Consider the following 14,040-nt stretch of genomic DNA (forward strand, 5'->3'; position numbering starts at 1 on the left):
CAGGTCAACCGAGGTTGTCGAATTCGAGTGACTGCTTCAGACGTGCCCAGTGCGCCGCTTCCGCTGCCCCCAGCGGCGTGGGCTTGACGTAGCTCAGCGCGAACATCTTGCGTGTGCCGGGCAATACCAGGGCGAGCTGATACTGGTAGACCTTCTCCTGGCCCTTGCTGAACTGACTGCTCAACTCGATAGCGTCGATGTCCTGCGCTGTGCCTACCCGAAGCGCCTGGGCCGGCTGAAATTGCAGGTCCTTGACCTGTTGTTGCAGGCGCTGCAACTGGCCATCGAAGTTGCTCTGCAGGGTCTCGCCTTCGGCGAGTAGGCTGCGGCTGACGATCAGCGAAGTGCCCAGGGCTTCGAAGCGCAGGATATTGATGCTGGTATCGCGTACGTCGGCGTCGGGCAGGACCAGACGGAATTCGTTGAGGCGGTAGCTCATGGTCGTTCTCGTTACTTGCCTGTATTCGGGAAAAGCGCTTTCACCGCGTCATCGATGGTCTTCTTCACCCCTTGTTTGTCCGGCGCAGTCTGTGCGCCGCTTCCGACGTTCAGGTCGAGGGTGCCGTCCGTGTTGATTTCCCCATCCTTGCTGGCGTGAAAGCTGAACTGCTCGCAACTGATGTTGATCTGGCCGCTGGCGTTGAGCTCGATCACGCTCTTGCCGCAGACCAGGCGCAGGTTCTCGCCGACTTCGATCAGGTAGCTGGTGCTGACGCTGTCGGTCTTGCTCGCCCCGACCATCAGCATGTCGTCACGGCGCACCGCCCGGATGCGGTCTTGGCCGATGGTGATGGTTTCCAGCATGCCGACGGTCTGCACTCGACTGGCGCCCACCGACAACGTCTCATTCTGCTCCACCACCGTGTCCATGTTGCGCTCGGCATGCACATACAACTGCTCCTGCCCGCGCTTGTCTTCCATACGGATCTCGTTGAAGTTGGCCGGGCTGCCGCCTTTGCTCGAACGGCTCTTCATGCCGCTCTGGGTGGCGTTGCCGGGCAGATCGTAGGGCACGGCCTGCTCGGCGTTGTACACCCGACCAGTGATGATCGGCCGGTCGGGGTCGCCTTCGAGGAAGCTGACGATCACTTCCTGGCCGATCCGCGGGATCTGCATCGAGCCCCAGTTCTTCCCGGCCCAGGCCTGGGATACGCGGATCCAGCACGAGCTGTTCTCGTTGGACTGGTCGTGGCGGTCCCAGTGGAAGTGCACCTTCACCCGACCGTACTGGTCGGTCCAGATCTCCTCGCCGGCCGGGCCAACCACCACGGCAGTCTGCGGACCCTTGACCAGCGGGCGCAGGGTGCTCGATACCGGCCGGTAGCTCTGCTGGGCGTCGATGCAGCTCAGGTTGCTCTCGAACTGCGCCGAGCCGCTGCCGCCGCCGGTTTCCAGGCGCTCCTGCACCACGTAGTAGCGGGCGGCGACGATCAGGTACTCGCGGTTCTGATCCTGGCGGGAGAAGCCGCTGAGGCTGAACAGGTGACCACTGCCAAGACCACGGGCGTTGCCGCGCAACTCCACGCGTTCATGCAGGCTCTGCAGCGACTCGAGACGGGTGCGCGCATAGTGCTCGCCGTCCTGGGTCTGCTCATAGGCGCCGGGGTAGTCGTACAGCGGGTAGTCGCCGGCCTGGTGCGGGCGTGGCATGGCCGAGCGCACATCGATGCGTGCGCTGGGCCGCTGGAAGTCGTAGTCGTTGAGCTCCATCGAGCCGGACTGCACCTCTTGCGCCAGGTGCCAGTCGTTGATGTGGTCGCGCTCGCGGTGCTGGCCGTCGGGCGGATAGAACGGCACCGACTCGTAGCCGGGTGCCTTCTGGTGTGCGCCATAGGCGTCGGCCAGCACCAGGACGTGACGCGCCTCCTCATGGCGGAAGAAGTAGTAGATGCCTTCTTCTTCCATCAGCCGGCTGACGAAGTCGAAGCTGGTCTCGCGATATTGCACGCAGTACTCGCGCTCGCGATAGCTGCGGCTCAAGGCATCCTCGAAGTCCGAAAAGCCCAGGTCGCGGAATACCTGCTTGATGATCTGCGGTGCGCTCAGGTGCTGGAAGATCCGGCAGTCGCTGGTGCGCGTCAGCAACCACAGCCAGGGCCGCAGGGTGACGCGGTAGCTGGCGAACTGCCCGCGATCGACCGACTGGCTGCAGCGCGCGACGATGCCGTGGAAGTGACGCGAAGCCATGCCGCTCAATTGCAGCGACAGGCTCATGGGTTTGCCCAGCAGCTGGTTGAGGTCGATGGCCGGATCGTCGCTGGTCAGCTGCAGCTCATAGTCGAACAGGCGGCCGAGCTCCTCGCTGCCGCCCATCTCGCTGAGGATCAGCACGTTCGGCCCCAGGGGGCTGTTGATCTGCGCCAGGCGCGTCAGTTGCGTGAACAGCATGGATGTTCCTGTATGCGCGAGACTCAGGCCGCGCTGAAGTCATAGTGCAGTTCGTTGTCGCGCGCGCCGATGCTGACGCTGGCCAGCGGCTTGCCTTCGAGCAGACGGGTGAGGAACTCGCGGCTCATGTCCGGCAGCAGGCCGTTGGTCAGGATCGCATCGATCATCCGCCCGCCGCTCTCGGTCTCGGTGCAGCGCGAGACAATCAGGTCCACCACCGCGTCGTCGTAGGCGAAGCCGACCTTGTGCGTAGCTTCCACGCGCTTGCGGATGCGCTCCAGCTGCAGGCGGGTGATGGCCTTGAGCATGGCGTCGCTGAGCGGGTAGTAGGGGATCGTCACCAGGCGACCGAGCAGCGCGGGCGGGAAGATCTCCAGCAGCGGCTTGCGCAGCAAGGTGGCGACTGCATCCGGTTCGGGCAAGGTCTGCGGGTCCTTGCAGATTTCGGCGATCAGCTCGGTGCCGGCATTGGTGGTGAGCAGGATCAGGGTGTTGCGAAAATCGATCTGGCGCCCCTCGCCATCTTCCATCACGCCCTTGTCGAACACCTGGAAGAAGATCTCGTGTACGTCAGGGTGGGCCTTTTCCACCTCGTCGAGCAGCACCACGCTGTAGGGGCGACGGCGCACGGCCTCGGTCAGCACGCCACCTTCGCCGTAACCGACATAGCCGGGCGGTGCGCCCTTGAGAGTGGAGACGGTGTGCGCTTCCTGGAACTCGCTCATGTTGATGGTGATCAGGTTCTGCTCGCCGCCATACATGGCCTCGGCCAGCGCCAGGGCGGTCTCGGTCTTGCCCACGCCCGAGGTGCCGGCAAGCATGAACACGCCAATGGGTTTGTTGGGGTTGTCGAGGCCGGCGCGGGAGGTCTGGATACGCTTGGCGATCATCTTCAGGGCGTGGTCCTGGCCGATGATGCGCTTGCCCAAGTGACTGTCGAGGTTGAGCACCGTCTCGATCTCGTTGCGTGCCATGCGCCCCACCGGAATGCCGGTCCAGTCGGCAACCACAGAGGCCACGGCCTGGTAGTCGACGGTCGGGAGGATCAGCGGGCTTTCGCCTTGCAGGGCGCTCAGGCGCTGCTGCAAGTCGACGAGTCGCTCGCGCAGCTCATGGCTGCCTTGGGCATCGACCTCCTGATCGACCACCCCGACCTGCTCACGCAACTGGGCGCGGGTGGCCAGCAGTTCGTCGACCAGGGTCTTTTCTTCGGCCCAGCGGCCTTCCAGCTCGAGCAGGCGCTGACGCTCTTCGGTCAACAGCGTGTCGGCCTGTGTCTGGCGTTGCTCGGTGGCGACGCCAATGGCGGCTTCGCGGGCGATGATCTGCAGCTCGACTTCCAGCGCCTCGATACGCCGGCGGCTGTCATCGACCTCTGCAGGCACTGCATGCAGGCTGATGGCCACGCGTGCGCAGGCGGTATCGAGCAAGCTCACCGACTTGTCCGGCAGTTGGCGTGCGGGGATGTAGCGGTGCGACAGCTTGACCGCGGCTTCCAGCGCTTCGTCGAGGATCTGCACCTGATGGTGCTTCTCCATGGTCGAGGCCACGCCGCGCATCATCAGCAGCGCCTTTGGCTCGCTCGGCTCATCGACCTGCACCACCTGGAAGCGGCGGGTCAGTGCCGGGTCCTTCTCGATGTGTTTCTTGTACTCGGCCCAGGTGGTCGCGGCCACGGTGCGCAGGCTGCCACGGGCCAGTGCCGGCTTGAGCAGGTTGGCGGCATCGCCGGTCCCGGCAGCGCCACCGGCACCGACCAGGGTGTGGGCTTCGTCGATGAACAGGATGATGGGCTTGGGCGAGGCCTGGACATCCTCGATGACCTGGCGCAGACGCTGCTCGAACTCACCCTTCATGCTGGCGCCGGCTTGCAGCAGGCCGACATCCAGGCTGCGCAACTCGACGTCCTTGAGCGCAGGCGGTACGTCGCCGGCAACGATGCGCAAGGCGAAGCCCTCGACGACAGCGGTTTTGCCGACGCCGGCCTCGCCGGTGAGGATCGGGTTGTTCTGGCGGCGACGCATGAGGATGTCGACCAGTTGGCGGATCTCTTCGTCGCGACCCACGATCGGGTCGAGCTTGCCGCTGCGCGCCTGTTCGGTCAGGTCGACGGTGAAGCGCTTGAGTGCTTCCTGCTTGCCCATCGCCGCGGGGGCCACGGCGCCGCTGGCTTCGCCCGGGGCTGCCGCAGTGAAGCCGTCGCTGGCGGCCAGATTGTTCTCGGGGGAGTCGCCGACGTACTCGTCGAAACGTTCACTCAGGGCCTCGACCTTGAGCTTGGCGAACTCGCTCGACAGACCCAGCAGGGCATTGCGCAGGCTCGGGGTCTTGAGGATGCCGACCAGCAGGTAGCCGGTGCGCACCTGGCTCTCTCCGAACATGAGGCTGCCGTAGACCCAACCGCGTTCCACTGCCTCTTCGACCTGCGAGGACAGGTCGGTGATCGAGGTCGAGCCCCGCGGCAGGCGGTCGAGGGCATCGGTCAGGTCGCGGGCCAGGCGCGCCGGCTCGACGTTGAACTGGCGCACGATACGGTGCAGGTCGCTGTCCTGCAATTGCAGCAACTGGTGCAACCAGTGCACCAGCTCCACGTAGGGATTGCCGCGCAGCTTGCAGAACACCGTGGCGGCTTCGATGGCCTTGTAGGCGACGCTGTTGAGTTTGCCGAACAGCGCGGCGCGGCTGATTTCACCCATGTTCCTGACTCCTTGTGCAAGACGGTTTGACCGGCTGCGCGGCGTAGTAGCGAGCGAGCTTGAGGTCGTTGGCATCGTGTTGTGGACGGCCGAGCCAGGTGTCGAAACCCAGGCGCCTGCCGGCATCGAGTTCCAGCGCGGGCACGTGCTCGCGCGCGAGAATGAGGTTCAGGTCCCAGTCCAGTTCGTGGCCTTGGTACTCGGCGACCCAGGCCGCCAGTTCGATGAACGCCTGCCCGCCCGGCAGCAGCGCGTGGTATTGCTCCAGCGTCAGCGGGCCGAGGCACAGGCGGAACTTGTGCTGGCGATCCCAGACGTAGCGGCCCAGGCACAGGTCCATGCCCAGGCGGTTGGCGTGCACGCCGAGGCGGCTGCGCTCGGGCAGTTCCAGCCATTGGCCGACGTACTCCTCGATGCGCACTGGCACGCCGAAATAGCTCGCCAGGATGCTGGCCAGCCCGTCCGGATAGCGCGTCTGTGCGGCGAGGTGGCCGGAGTAGTGCAGCTTGGCGGTATGCGGCAGCGGGCCCTGGTCCTGCAGTTCGGGCTGGCCGCGCCCGCTCAGGGCCGCCAGACGCGCGGCCCAGTAGTCATCGCCGGGGCGGTCGTGGCTGACGGTTGGCCGCGCTTCGGCCCAGGCACGGTAGAACAGGCTCAGCAGGCGGTGATGGAAGATGTCGAGGAAGCGCTTGCTGGTGTGATCGGCGTGGTTGCGCTGGCGTTCGCGCATGTACTCGGTCAGGTGCAACGGCAGCGGTCCGTTGGGGCCGCCGAGGCCGAAGAAGAACTGTTCCAGGCGCGCCGGCCCTTCGCCGTCTTGCGTTACCGAGGCCAGGGTGGCCGGGGCGAAGCTGCAATCCAGGCGCTGGCCCAGGCGCACCGGCTCATCGGCCAGGCGCTGGGCGTGACCGAAGCGAGGCAGCTCGGGGTGCTCGGCCTCGAGGCGACGCAGCGCCTGGAAGAAGTCGAACTCCCAGGGTTCGGCCTGCATGGCCTCGAGTATGTTCACAGGGTCGGCCTGCGTCCGGGCTTGGCTTTCCATCGCATGATCTCGCCGCGCTCGCTGGTGCGCAGCACGGTTTCGGTGAAGCTGTTGATGGACACGTAGCGGGTCAGGAAGCGTTCGAACACCGCGCCGAGCAGGAATACGCCGGTGCCGCGGAAGGCGTTCTCGTCGAATTCCAGGGTAATTTCCAGGCCACGGCCAAAAACGATCGGGCCGGGCATCGGCAGGCGCCGGGTGCAGGGCTTGCTGCTGACCTCGCGCAGGCCGTCGATCTGCAGGTGCAGTGCGCTGTCCTGGCTGTCGCCGTACAGGCGCAGCAGCTCGCGCAGGGCGGCGGCCCCCTGGCCTTGCTCGGCCAGCGACAGGTAGTTCAGCGACAGTTGGCTGATCAGGCGCCAGGCGCGGTTGTCATGGGCATGGCTGGCTTTGGGTCGGCTGGGGCCGGCCAGGCAGCGCACGGCAGACACGGGTGCGCTGTCGGCGAGGCTGAAGTCGCTGCGCCCATCGCCGACGCTCATGAACAGCGGCAGGTCGCGGTTGCTGCACAGCGCGCTGATGCCCAGCTGGCGCAGGTCGTGGCGGTGTGGCGCCTGTTGGCCATCGACCAGGCTGATGAAGGTTTCGCTGCCCATGTAGCTTGAGCGCGTGCCGTTGCGCCGCTGTTCGCTCGACAGCACTCGCTGCTCGCGGCGCACGATGTAGTAGGCCTGATCGCGGCCATAGCGCGAGGGGTCACGCACGGCGTAGAAGGGCAGGAACTCCTGGTCTGCACCGGTGCCGTGACCGGTGACGCGCTGCAGCGAGTGGATCTCGAAGTCGGTGGGGCGGGTGCGGTCGGCGATCACATGGTGTTCGTTGACCTTGTCGGTCAGGTGGATGCGGTCGACGCGGCGGGGGAACAGGTTGATCGCCGGGGTACAGAAGGGCACGAGGCGCTCGGCGCCGACGCTGCTTTCCAGCGCCGAGTCGAAACGCTCGAACAGCACCAGCAGCTCCAGCTCCTGGCCGTTGCAGCGCTTGACTGCCCGTTCCAGGCCCGCGAAATCGACGAACAGAAAACGTTGTGGCAGGGCAAAGTATTCCTGCAGCAGTCGGTAGCCCTGGAACGCCTGCGGCACCACCGGCAACGCCGCTTCGCTGTCATCGAAACCGCAGGGGCGCAGGGCGTGCTCCAGCGGGATGCGCTCGACCCAATCAGCGCCGGGCTGGCGGGCGAACACTGCACAGGCGTTGCCCAGCAGTTGTTCGTAGAGACGGTAGGGCGTTTCGTCGGCACCGTTGAGGTACAGCGGCAGGTGCGTCAGCGGCAGGCTCGAGAACGGGATCTCGGCACCGCTGCGCAGTGTCAGCCGCAATGCGGCGCGGGCCTTGGGTTCGCTGGCGGCGAGGCGGCCGAGCACGGTGCCAGGGTTGCCGAAATATTCGGCGCGGGCCACCTGCAGCGGCCACAGGGTGACGTCCTGGGTGCTGCGAAACTCGCATGGGGTCTGCGAGTCGCGGCCAAGGTTGGCGCGCAATACGCTGCCGCGTGGCAGCGGGAAACCTGCGCTGAGCGAACCTTCGTCAGGATCGGTCTGCAGCTGCACCACGGTCATCGAGGGCGTCGGCGCCAGGTAGTGCGGGTAGGCGATTTCCAGCAGGTTGTGGGTGAAGGTCGGGTACTCGGCGTCGAGCTTGAGCTGCACGCGCGCGGTGAGATAGGCGAAACCTTCGAGCAGGCGCTCGACGTACGGGTCGGCACAGTCGATGCCGGACAAGGTCAGGCGCCCGGCGATCTTCGGGTACTCGCGGGAGAACTCCGCTGCGCTTTCGCGGATGTGCCGCAGTTCCTGGTTGTACAGATCGAGCAGGCGCGGGTTCATGCGCGTCTCCTGCGTTCGGCGGGGGCTACGTGCACTTGTCCGGACTCCAGGTCCAGGTCGGTCTGCAACAGTAGTGGCAGCGCCGCAGGCTGGGCCCAGAGATCACCTTCGATCTCGAAGCTCAGGGCGTTGGCGTTCATCTCGCCGGGGGCGACCATGGCGCGCACCTTGAGGGTGTGGGCCAGGATGCGCGGTTCGTAGGTGGAAATGGCCTGGTGGATGATGCGCTCCAGGGCCAGCAGATCGATGTTCGAGGCGCAGTTGCCGGCCAGGGCGGGCAGGCCGTAGTTGACCACCGAGTTGCCTGCGGGAGTGTTCAAGGTGCTGGTGCTGTCGAGCAGCGACGTGGTGTTGAGCAGCCAGGCCAGGTCGCGCAGTACCGATGCCTTGAGCTGCTGCAGCGACAGCACGCGCTTGTCCGGGGCTTCCTGCGGGTTGCCGGGATCATCGTCGGTCAGACGATCCAGCAGCGAGGGTTGCAGGCGGTCACGGGCGGCGATGTCGGCTACCACGGTCGGGTTCCTTCAAGGGTTCGGGGTCGTGGCGACTGCTTCGCGGGCAAGCCGCAGCTGCGACTTGCCCGCGAAACAGTCGCCAGCGCTATCAGATCTTGACGTTCTGACGCACGTTCCAGCCGTACTTGATGGCGCCGCCATCCTTGGTACCGTCGGCTTTCTGTGGCTGGTAGTCCACGGTGACCTTGGCGAAGTTCAGGGTGACGTTTTCGGTCAGGCGGTCATCGCTGCCCGAGCCGCCGGTGCTCAGCGAGCTGATGATCACTTCTTCGAGGTTGATGATCAGGTACTCGACCTGGCTCTCGCCACCGGCCTTGCGCACGGTCAGCTTGACCTTGTCGATGTGCTTGCCGCTGGAGCAGTGGGCCATCAGGTTGGGGCTGGACTTGTCGACGTACTTGGTGATCGACAGGTCCTGGATGTTGACCTTGCCGGCACCGCCGCCTCCGCCCATGTGCATGTTGCCGGACTGGGACATGCCCCAGCTCCAGTTCAGCACGTCGATTTCTTCCTTGTGGGTCTTGTCTGCGGACTCGCCCTTGATGTCGCCGATCTTGATGAAAATATCTACAGCCATGATGTCCTCGGTATTTCGCGTCGGTTGGCAGTTCTATCGGGGCTGCTGCGCAGCCTATCGCGGGCTTGCCCCGCGACGGGGCGCGCAGCGGCCCCGGTTCAGGCTCAGGCGCCTTTGGCCGAAGGCAGCTTCGAGACCAGACGCAGCGACACGGTCAGCCCTTCGAGCTGGTAGTGCGGGCGCAGGTAGAAGCGCGAGTTGTAGTAGCCAGGGTTGCCCTCGACTTCTTCCACCACCACTTCAGCCGCCGCCAACGGGTGCTGTGCCTTGGTGGTTTCGCTGGAGTGCGCCGGGTCGCCGTCGACGTAGTTCAGGATCCAGTCTTGCAGCCAGCGCTGCATCTCGTCCTTTTCCTTGAACGAGCCGATCTTGTCGCGAACGATGCACTTCAGGTAATGGGCGAAGCGGCAGGTGGCGAACAGGTACGGCAGGCGGGCAGCCAGGTTGGCGTTGGCGGTGGCGTCCGGGTCGTCGTACTCGGCCGGCTTCTGCAAGGACTGGGCGCCGATGAAGGCGGCGAAGTCGGTGTTCTTCTTGTGCAGCAGTGGCATGAAGCCGTTCTTGGCCAGCTCCGCCTCGCGGCGGTCGGAAATGGCGATTTCGGTCGGGCACTTCATGTCCACGCCACCGTCGTCGGTGGGGAAGGTGTGCGCCGGCAGATCCTGCACTTCACCGCCCGATTCGACGCCGCGGATGCGCGAGCACCAGCCGTAGTGCTTGAACGAGCGGTTGATGTTGACCGCCATGGCGTAGGCGGCGTTGGCCCAGGTGTACTTGCTGCTGTCGGCGCCGTCGGTATCTTCCTCGAAGGCGAAGGCCTCGACCGGGTCGGTCTTGGCGCCATAGGGCAGGCGAGCCAGGAAGCGTGGCATGGTCAGGCCGATGTAGCGCGAGTCTTCCGATTCGCGCAGCGAACGCCAGCCGGCATACTCCGGAGTGGTGAAGATCTTGGTCAGGTCACGCGGGTTGGACAGCTCCTGCCATGAGCCCATGCCCATCACCGTTGGCGATGCAGCGGCAATGAACGGCGCATGCATCGACGCACAGACCTTGGACATCTCGCCCAGCAACTCGACATCGGGCGGCGACTGGTCGAAGTAGTAGTCGCCCACCAGGCAGCCGTAGGGCTCGCCGCCGAACTGACCGTATTCCTCTTCGTAAAGCTTCTTGAACACCGGGCTCTGGTCCCAGGCGGTGCCCTTGAATTTCTTCAGGGTCTTGTGCAGGTCGGTCTTGGAGATGTTGAGCACGCGGATCTTCAGCTGCTCGTCGCTCTCGGTGTTGTTGACCAGGTAGTGCAGGCCGCGCCAGGCGCTTTCCAGCTGCTGGAAGTCATCGTGGTGGATGATCTGGTTGACCTGCGCGGTGAGCTTGGCGTCGATGGCGGCGATGATCTGTTCGATCGAACCGATGGCATCGTTGGAGACCAGGTTGGTCTGCGCCAGGGCCTGTTCGGCCAGGGTGCGCACGGCGCTTTCGACGGCTTCCTTGGCACGCTCGGTCTTGGGTTTGAATTCCTGCAGCAGCAGGTTGGCGAATTCGCTGGCCTGCTCGGTGGTGGCCGGCTGGGCCTGGGTATCGCGCAACGGATCGGTCATGGCGGGCTCCTCAGGCGCTCGGCTCGTTATCGGAAGGTTTCGGGGCGCTGGCCAGGGCCTGCAGCAGGGCAGGGTCCTTGATGGCCTTGAGGATGATGTCCTCGGCACCGGTCTTGCCGTCCATGTAGGTCAGCAGGTTGGCCAGTTGGGTGCGCGCCTCGAGCAGCTGGTTCAGGGCATCGACCTTGCGCGCAACGGCGGCCGGGCTGAAGTCGTCCATGCTCTCGAAGGTGATGTCCAGGCTCAGGTTGCCTTCGCCGGTCAGCTCGTTGGGGACGTTGAATGCCACCCGTGGCTTCATGGCCTTGAGGCGGGAGTCGAAATTGTCGACATCGACTTCCAGGAACTTGCGGTCGGCCACGGCGGGCAGTGGTTCGGCCGGCTTGCCGGCGAGGTCGGAGAGCACGCCCATGACGAAGGGCAGCTGTACCTTCTTCTCGGCACCATACAGTTCGACGTCGTACTCGATCTGCACTCGCGGCGCGCGGTTGCGCGCGATGAATTTCTGGGAGCTGTCTTTGGCCACGTGGTTCCTCCTGGTCGCCGCTGGGGGCGCTGTCGTTCGTTGCGGCTGTCGGTGGTATCAGTCGTCCTGGGGCCCGCGCAGGTTCTCGAACTGCGAAAGGCCCTCGGGAATCAGGTCGCGCACGATGGTCGCGAAATCGGCGTTGACCAGGTTCTTGGCCCGGCGCAACAGCACCGGCAACGGGCTGGAAGGCTCGTGGCGGGCGTAGTACTGGAGCAGGCGCTCGAGGCTTTGCTGAACGTCGTCGCGGTTGTTGATCTCGCCGGGGCGTGCAGCGGCACGAGCGGCTGGAACTGCGGCGGCGGACGTCGAATGGTCGTTCTGGAAATCTTCCTGCGGCGCTTCGCTGTTCTCGGCGGCTGGCGGCGAGCCGCCGGGGGCGTAGTCGGCCAGTACCTGTTGTGCCAGGCGCAGCGGTTGCTTGAGTGCCGACAGGTCGACGCCGCTGGCCGAACCGACCTGGTCGCTGACCCGGCGCTCGATCGCTTCGCAGGCCTCGCGGGCCAGGCTCAGGGCTTGGCGAGTCTGTTCGAGCTCATCGGGGTCGGCATCACGCAGCGCAGCGGCCAGCGCTTCGACGCTCAGGTCTTCGCTGGCGAAGTGCTGAAGACCGGCGGCGTGCAGGGCCGCGCGCAAGGTGACCGGGCCGAAGGCGCGCGAGCGTGCCAGCACGGCTTCGCGCAGCAGGGCGATGTTGGCGTCGCAGGTCAGGCCGGACAGGGCGTTGACACGCACCGTCGGGTCGTTGTCGTCGGAGGCGTCGAGTTGCGGATGCAGGTGCAGCCAGTATTCGCCGAGCAGGTCGCGGATCAGTTCCAGGCTGGCGGCCAGGCCGACGAAGCCTTGCAAGGCGAGTTTGGACTGCACCAGGAAGTGGGTGATGCGCAGGTCCTTGCTGCGTTGCAGCAGGTCGGTGCAGGTCTGCTCGATGGTGCGCCACTGCGGCGGTTCGGCAGGTTGTACCGCATCGCCCATGACCCGCTCCGGACGCCCTTGCGCATCGCGTTCGAGTTGCAGGAAGTCCGCGTCGTATTCGAGATCTTCACCGCATGGGAAGTCATCGGAAATAGCGGCGAGCAGCAGCGGCGAGTTCACCAGGAATCGATCTCCATATCGGCCCGTGGCGGGGCGTTAGTTGCGCGAAGTTGCAAATGTGAACTGGCGCACAAAAACTTGTAGAGGAGCGGGCGGTTGATGTCAGCGTGATATCAATGGCAGGCTCCAAAGTTGCGCATTTATGGTTTATTTCCAAAATGCTGTCAAGGTAAGCTACCCGCCCCCGAGTGGAGGTGTGACCGAGTTTGCAGCTTTGAAGGCCCATCTGTCGGATGCCATCAATGTGCCTTGCTGCTGTGGTTAAATTCGCCGATATGTCGCGATAAAACAGCTAAAGATGTTATTTAGGTCGTTGTTTTTTAAGGATTTATTGGCGATTTTCGCTATCCACTCATTTGAATGGAATCACGATACACATTATATGCAGGAGGCGTGATGGCACTTTGCCTTACTATCACTAGTTATCACAAGATTACTCCGGGCCAGCGTGCGGAGATGCTTGTGGAGACTGGTGCCGTCACCATCGGGCGAAGTCCGGACAATGATTGGGTATTGCCGGATCCTGAGCGATTGGTATCGTCGAATCATTGTGTCATCCAGTTTCGAGATGGCCGTTATTACCTGACCGATAGCAGCACCAATGGCGTGGAGTTGGTACACGCTGGCGTGCGTTTGCGCCGCGGAAACAGCGAGCCCTTGATGGATGGCGAAGTTATCCGGATTGGCGAGTACGAGATCCAGGCGCGCATCGATTCGGGGTTCTCGCTGGAGGAGAATCGCCAGCCTGGCGCACAGAGCTTCGAGGCGCTGATGGCCGGGCAGGCGACGCCCTCCGAGCCCCCCCTTGCACCCGCCCCGGCTGCTTTCCTGCAAGGGGCTTCGAGCCACGACACGCTGCCCGACATCTTTGATTTCCTTGGGCCCGCCAGCGTGCCAGCGGCGAGCCAACCTGACCATGTGCCGGCCCAGCAGCACGACTTTCGTCCGCCCGCGCCGGTAACGCCCGCCGTGTCGCCTGCCGCACCCGCCCCGGGGGTGATTCCGGCGGACTGGAACCTGTTCGACGAGGCCCCGGCCTCCAGCCCGCTGCCTGCGCAAGAGCCGATCGCGCCTGTTGCCCCAGTGCCTCCACCGCCTGCACCTGTCGCGGTACCGGCACCGGCACCCGCACCCGTCCCGCCCCCCACCCAGGCCACGCCCGACCAGGCGCTGCTGCAGGCGTTCCTGCGCGGTGCGGGCATCGAGCACCTGCGCATCGACGCTGGCGATGCCGCAGCGCAGATGGAGGCGGTGGGCCGCAGCTACCGCCTGATGGTCGAGGGTCTGATCGACGTGCTGCGCGCACGCAGCAGCCTCAAGGGCGAGTTCCGCATGCAGCAGACCACCATCGCGCCGGTGCAGAACAACCCGCTGAAATTCGCCCCCAACGCCGATGAGGCGCTGTTGCTGCTGCTGCGCCAGGGCAACCAGGCGTTCATGCCCGCCGACCAGGCGGTACGCGACAGTTTCGATGACCTGCGCGCCCACCAGTTGGCGGTCATGGCCGGCGTCGAGGCGGCGATCAAGCACGTGCTGACGCGTTTCGAGCCCGCCCGCCTGGAGGCTCGCCTGGCGCCGGCCACAGGCCTGTCGAAGGTATTCGGCGGCTCGCGCCAGGCCCATTGCTGGCAGCAGTTCACCGAGCTGTACGGGCAGATATCAGCTGAAGCCCAGGACGATTTCCAAGACTTGTTCGGCCGCGAGTTCAGCCGTGCCTACGAGGCACACAACGCCCGACTGCAACGCTCTTGAGGCTGATTCTCAAGGCAGGAAGAAC

General features: G+C 64.9%; 11 protein-coding genes. 1 reads left to right on the top strand and 10 read right to left on the bottom strand.

Annotation, left to right across the window (positions count from 1 at the left end; genetic code table 11):
* Positions 1–4: 4 nt before the first annotated feature.
* From ACNFHO_RS11795 to tssA, 10 genes are all read right to left on the bottom strand, one after another.
* Positions 5–439, bottom strand: a complete 435-nt coding sequence (locus tag ACNFHO_RS11795) for a DcrB-related protein (RefSeq protein WP_063541565.1) — start codon at positions 437–439, stop codon at positions 5–7.
* A gap of 11 nt (positions 440–450) precedes the next feature.
* On the bottom strand, positions 451–2,388 hold the full coding sequence (locus tag ACNFHO_RS11800) for a type VI secretion system Vgr family protein (protein WP_063541563.1): 1,938 nt from the start codon (positions 2,386–2,388) through the stop codon (positions 451–453).
* Between the two features lie 23 nt (positions 2,389–2,411).
* Positions 2,412–5,084 (bottom strand): type VI secretion system ATPase TssH, encoded by a 2,673-nt coding sequence (tssH, locus tag ACNFHO_RS11805; RefSeq protein WP_416766380.1) that lies wholly within the window; start codon positions 5,082–5,084, stop codon positions 2,412–2,414.
* Entirely contained in the window at positions 5,077–6,126 is a 1,050-nt protein-coding gene (gene tssG / locus ACNFHO_RS11810; RefSeq protein WP_054891224.1) for a type VI secretion system baseplate subunit TssG, read from the bottom strand. Before tssG ends, tssH begins: the two co-directional genes overlap by 8 nt.
* The gene (gene tssF, locus ACNFHO_RS11815) at positions 6,090–7,952 is read right to left on the bottom strand and encodes a type VI secretion system baseplate subunit TssF (protein WP_054891225.1); all 1,863 of its coding nucleotides are present in this window, start codon (positions 7,950–7,952) and stop codon (positions 6,090–6,092) included. The genes tssG and tssF overlap by 37 nt, the downstream gene beginning before the upstream one ends.
* The gene (gene tssE, locus ACNFHO_RS11820) at positions 7,949–8,464 is read right to left on the bottom strand and encodes a type VI secretion system baseplate subunit TssE (RefSeq protein ID WP_063541559.1); all 516 of its coding nucleotides are present in this window, start codon (positions 8,462–8,464) and stop codon (positions 7,949–7,951) included. The genes tssF and tssE overlap by 4 nt, the downstream gene beginning before the upstream one ends.
* A gap of 91 nt (positions 8,465–8,555) precedes the next feature.
* Complete coding sequence (locus ACNFHO_RS11825) at positions 8,556–9,044, bottom strand: Hcp family type VI secretion system effector (RefSeq protein ID WP_054891227.1); 489 nt, start codon at positions 9,042–9,044, stop codon at positions 8,556–8,558.
* Positions 9,045–9,148: 104 nt separating this feature from the next.
* Positions 9,149–10,642, bottom strand: coding sequence for a type VI secretion system contractile sheath large subunit (tssC, locus tag ACNFHO_RS11830; RefSeq protein WP_063541557.1), 1,494 nt, complete (start codon positions 10,640–10,642; stop codon positions 9,149–9,151).
* Positions 10,643–10,652: 10 nt separating this feature from the next.
* Positions 10,653–11,168 carry a type VI secretion system contractile sheath small subunit gene (gene tssB, locus ACNFHO_RS11835; protein ID WP_054891229.1) on the bottom strand — a complete coding sequence of 172 codons (516 nt, stop codon included), beginning with the start codon at positions 11,166–11,168 and terminating at the stop codon, positions 10,653–10,655.
* Positions 11,169–11,225: 57 nt separating this feature from the next.
* Positions 11,226–12,263: a type VI secretion system protein TssA gene (gene tssA, locus ACNFHO_RS11840; protein WP_054891230.1), complete on the bottom strand. Its 1,038-nt coding sequence runs from the start codon at positions 12,261–12,263 to the stop codon at positions 11,226–11,228.
* Positions 12,264–12,659: 396 nt separating this feature from the next.
* On the opposite strand from tssA, the gene tagH reads away from it, so the two are divergent.
* Positions 12,660–14,015, top strand: a complete 1,356-nt coding sequence (tagH, locus tag ACNFHO_RS11845) for a type VI secretion system-associated FHA domain protein TagH (protein ID WP_416766385.1) — start codon at positions 12,660–12,662, stop codon at positions 14,013–14,015.
* The last annotated feature ends 25 nt before the right edge of the window (positions 14,016–14,040 follow it).

Source organism: Pseudomonas sp. NY15374, from assembly GCF_048068255.1.
GTDB lineage: Bacteria > Pseudomonadota > Gammaproteobacteria > Pseudomonadales > Pseudomonadaceae > Aquipseudomonas > Aquipseudomonas machongensis.

What these genes read in the sequence shown, in the direction of transcription:
- ACNFHO_RS11795 (WP_063541565.1), bottom strand. Translation starts at nt 439, where the DNA reads ATGAGCTACCGCCTCAACGAATTCCGTCTGGTCCTGCCCGACGCCGAC.
- ACNFHO_RS11800 (WP_063541563.1), bottom strand. Translation starts at nt 2,388, where the DNA reads ATGCTGTTCACGCAACTGACGCGCCTGGCGCAGATCAACAGCCCCCTG.
- tssH (WP_416766380.1), bottom strand. Translation starts at nt 5,084, where the DNA reads ATGGGTGAAATCAGCCGCGCCGCGCTGTTCGGCAAACTCAACAGCGTC.
- tssG (WP_054891224.1), bottom strand. Translation starts at nt 6,126, where the DNA reads ATGGAAAGCCAAGCCCGGACGCAGGCCGACCCTGTGAACATACTCGAG.
- tssF (WP_054891225.1), bottom strand. Translation starts at nt 7,952, where the DNA reads ATGAACCCGCGCCTGCTCGATCTGTACAACCAGGAACTGCGGCACATC.
- ACNFHO_RS11825 (WP_054891227.1), bottom strand. Translation starts at nt 9,044, where the DNA reads ATGGCTGTAGATATTTTCATCAAGATCGGCGACATCAAGGGCGAGTCC.
- tssC (WP_063541557.1), bottom strand. Translation starts at nt 10,642, where the DNA reads ATGACCGATCCGTTGCGCGATACCCAGGCCCAGCCGGCCACCACCGAG.
- tagH (WP_416766385.1), top strand. Translation starts at nt 12,660, where the DNA reads ATGGCACTTTGCCTTACTATCACTAGTTATCACAAGATTACTCCGGGC.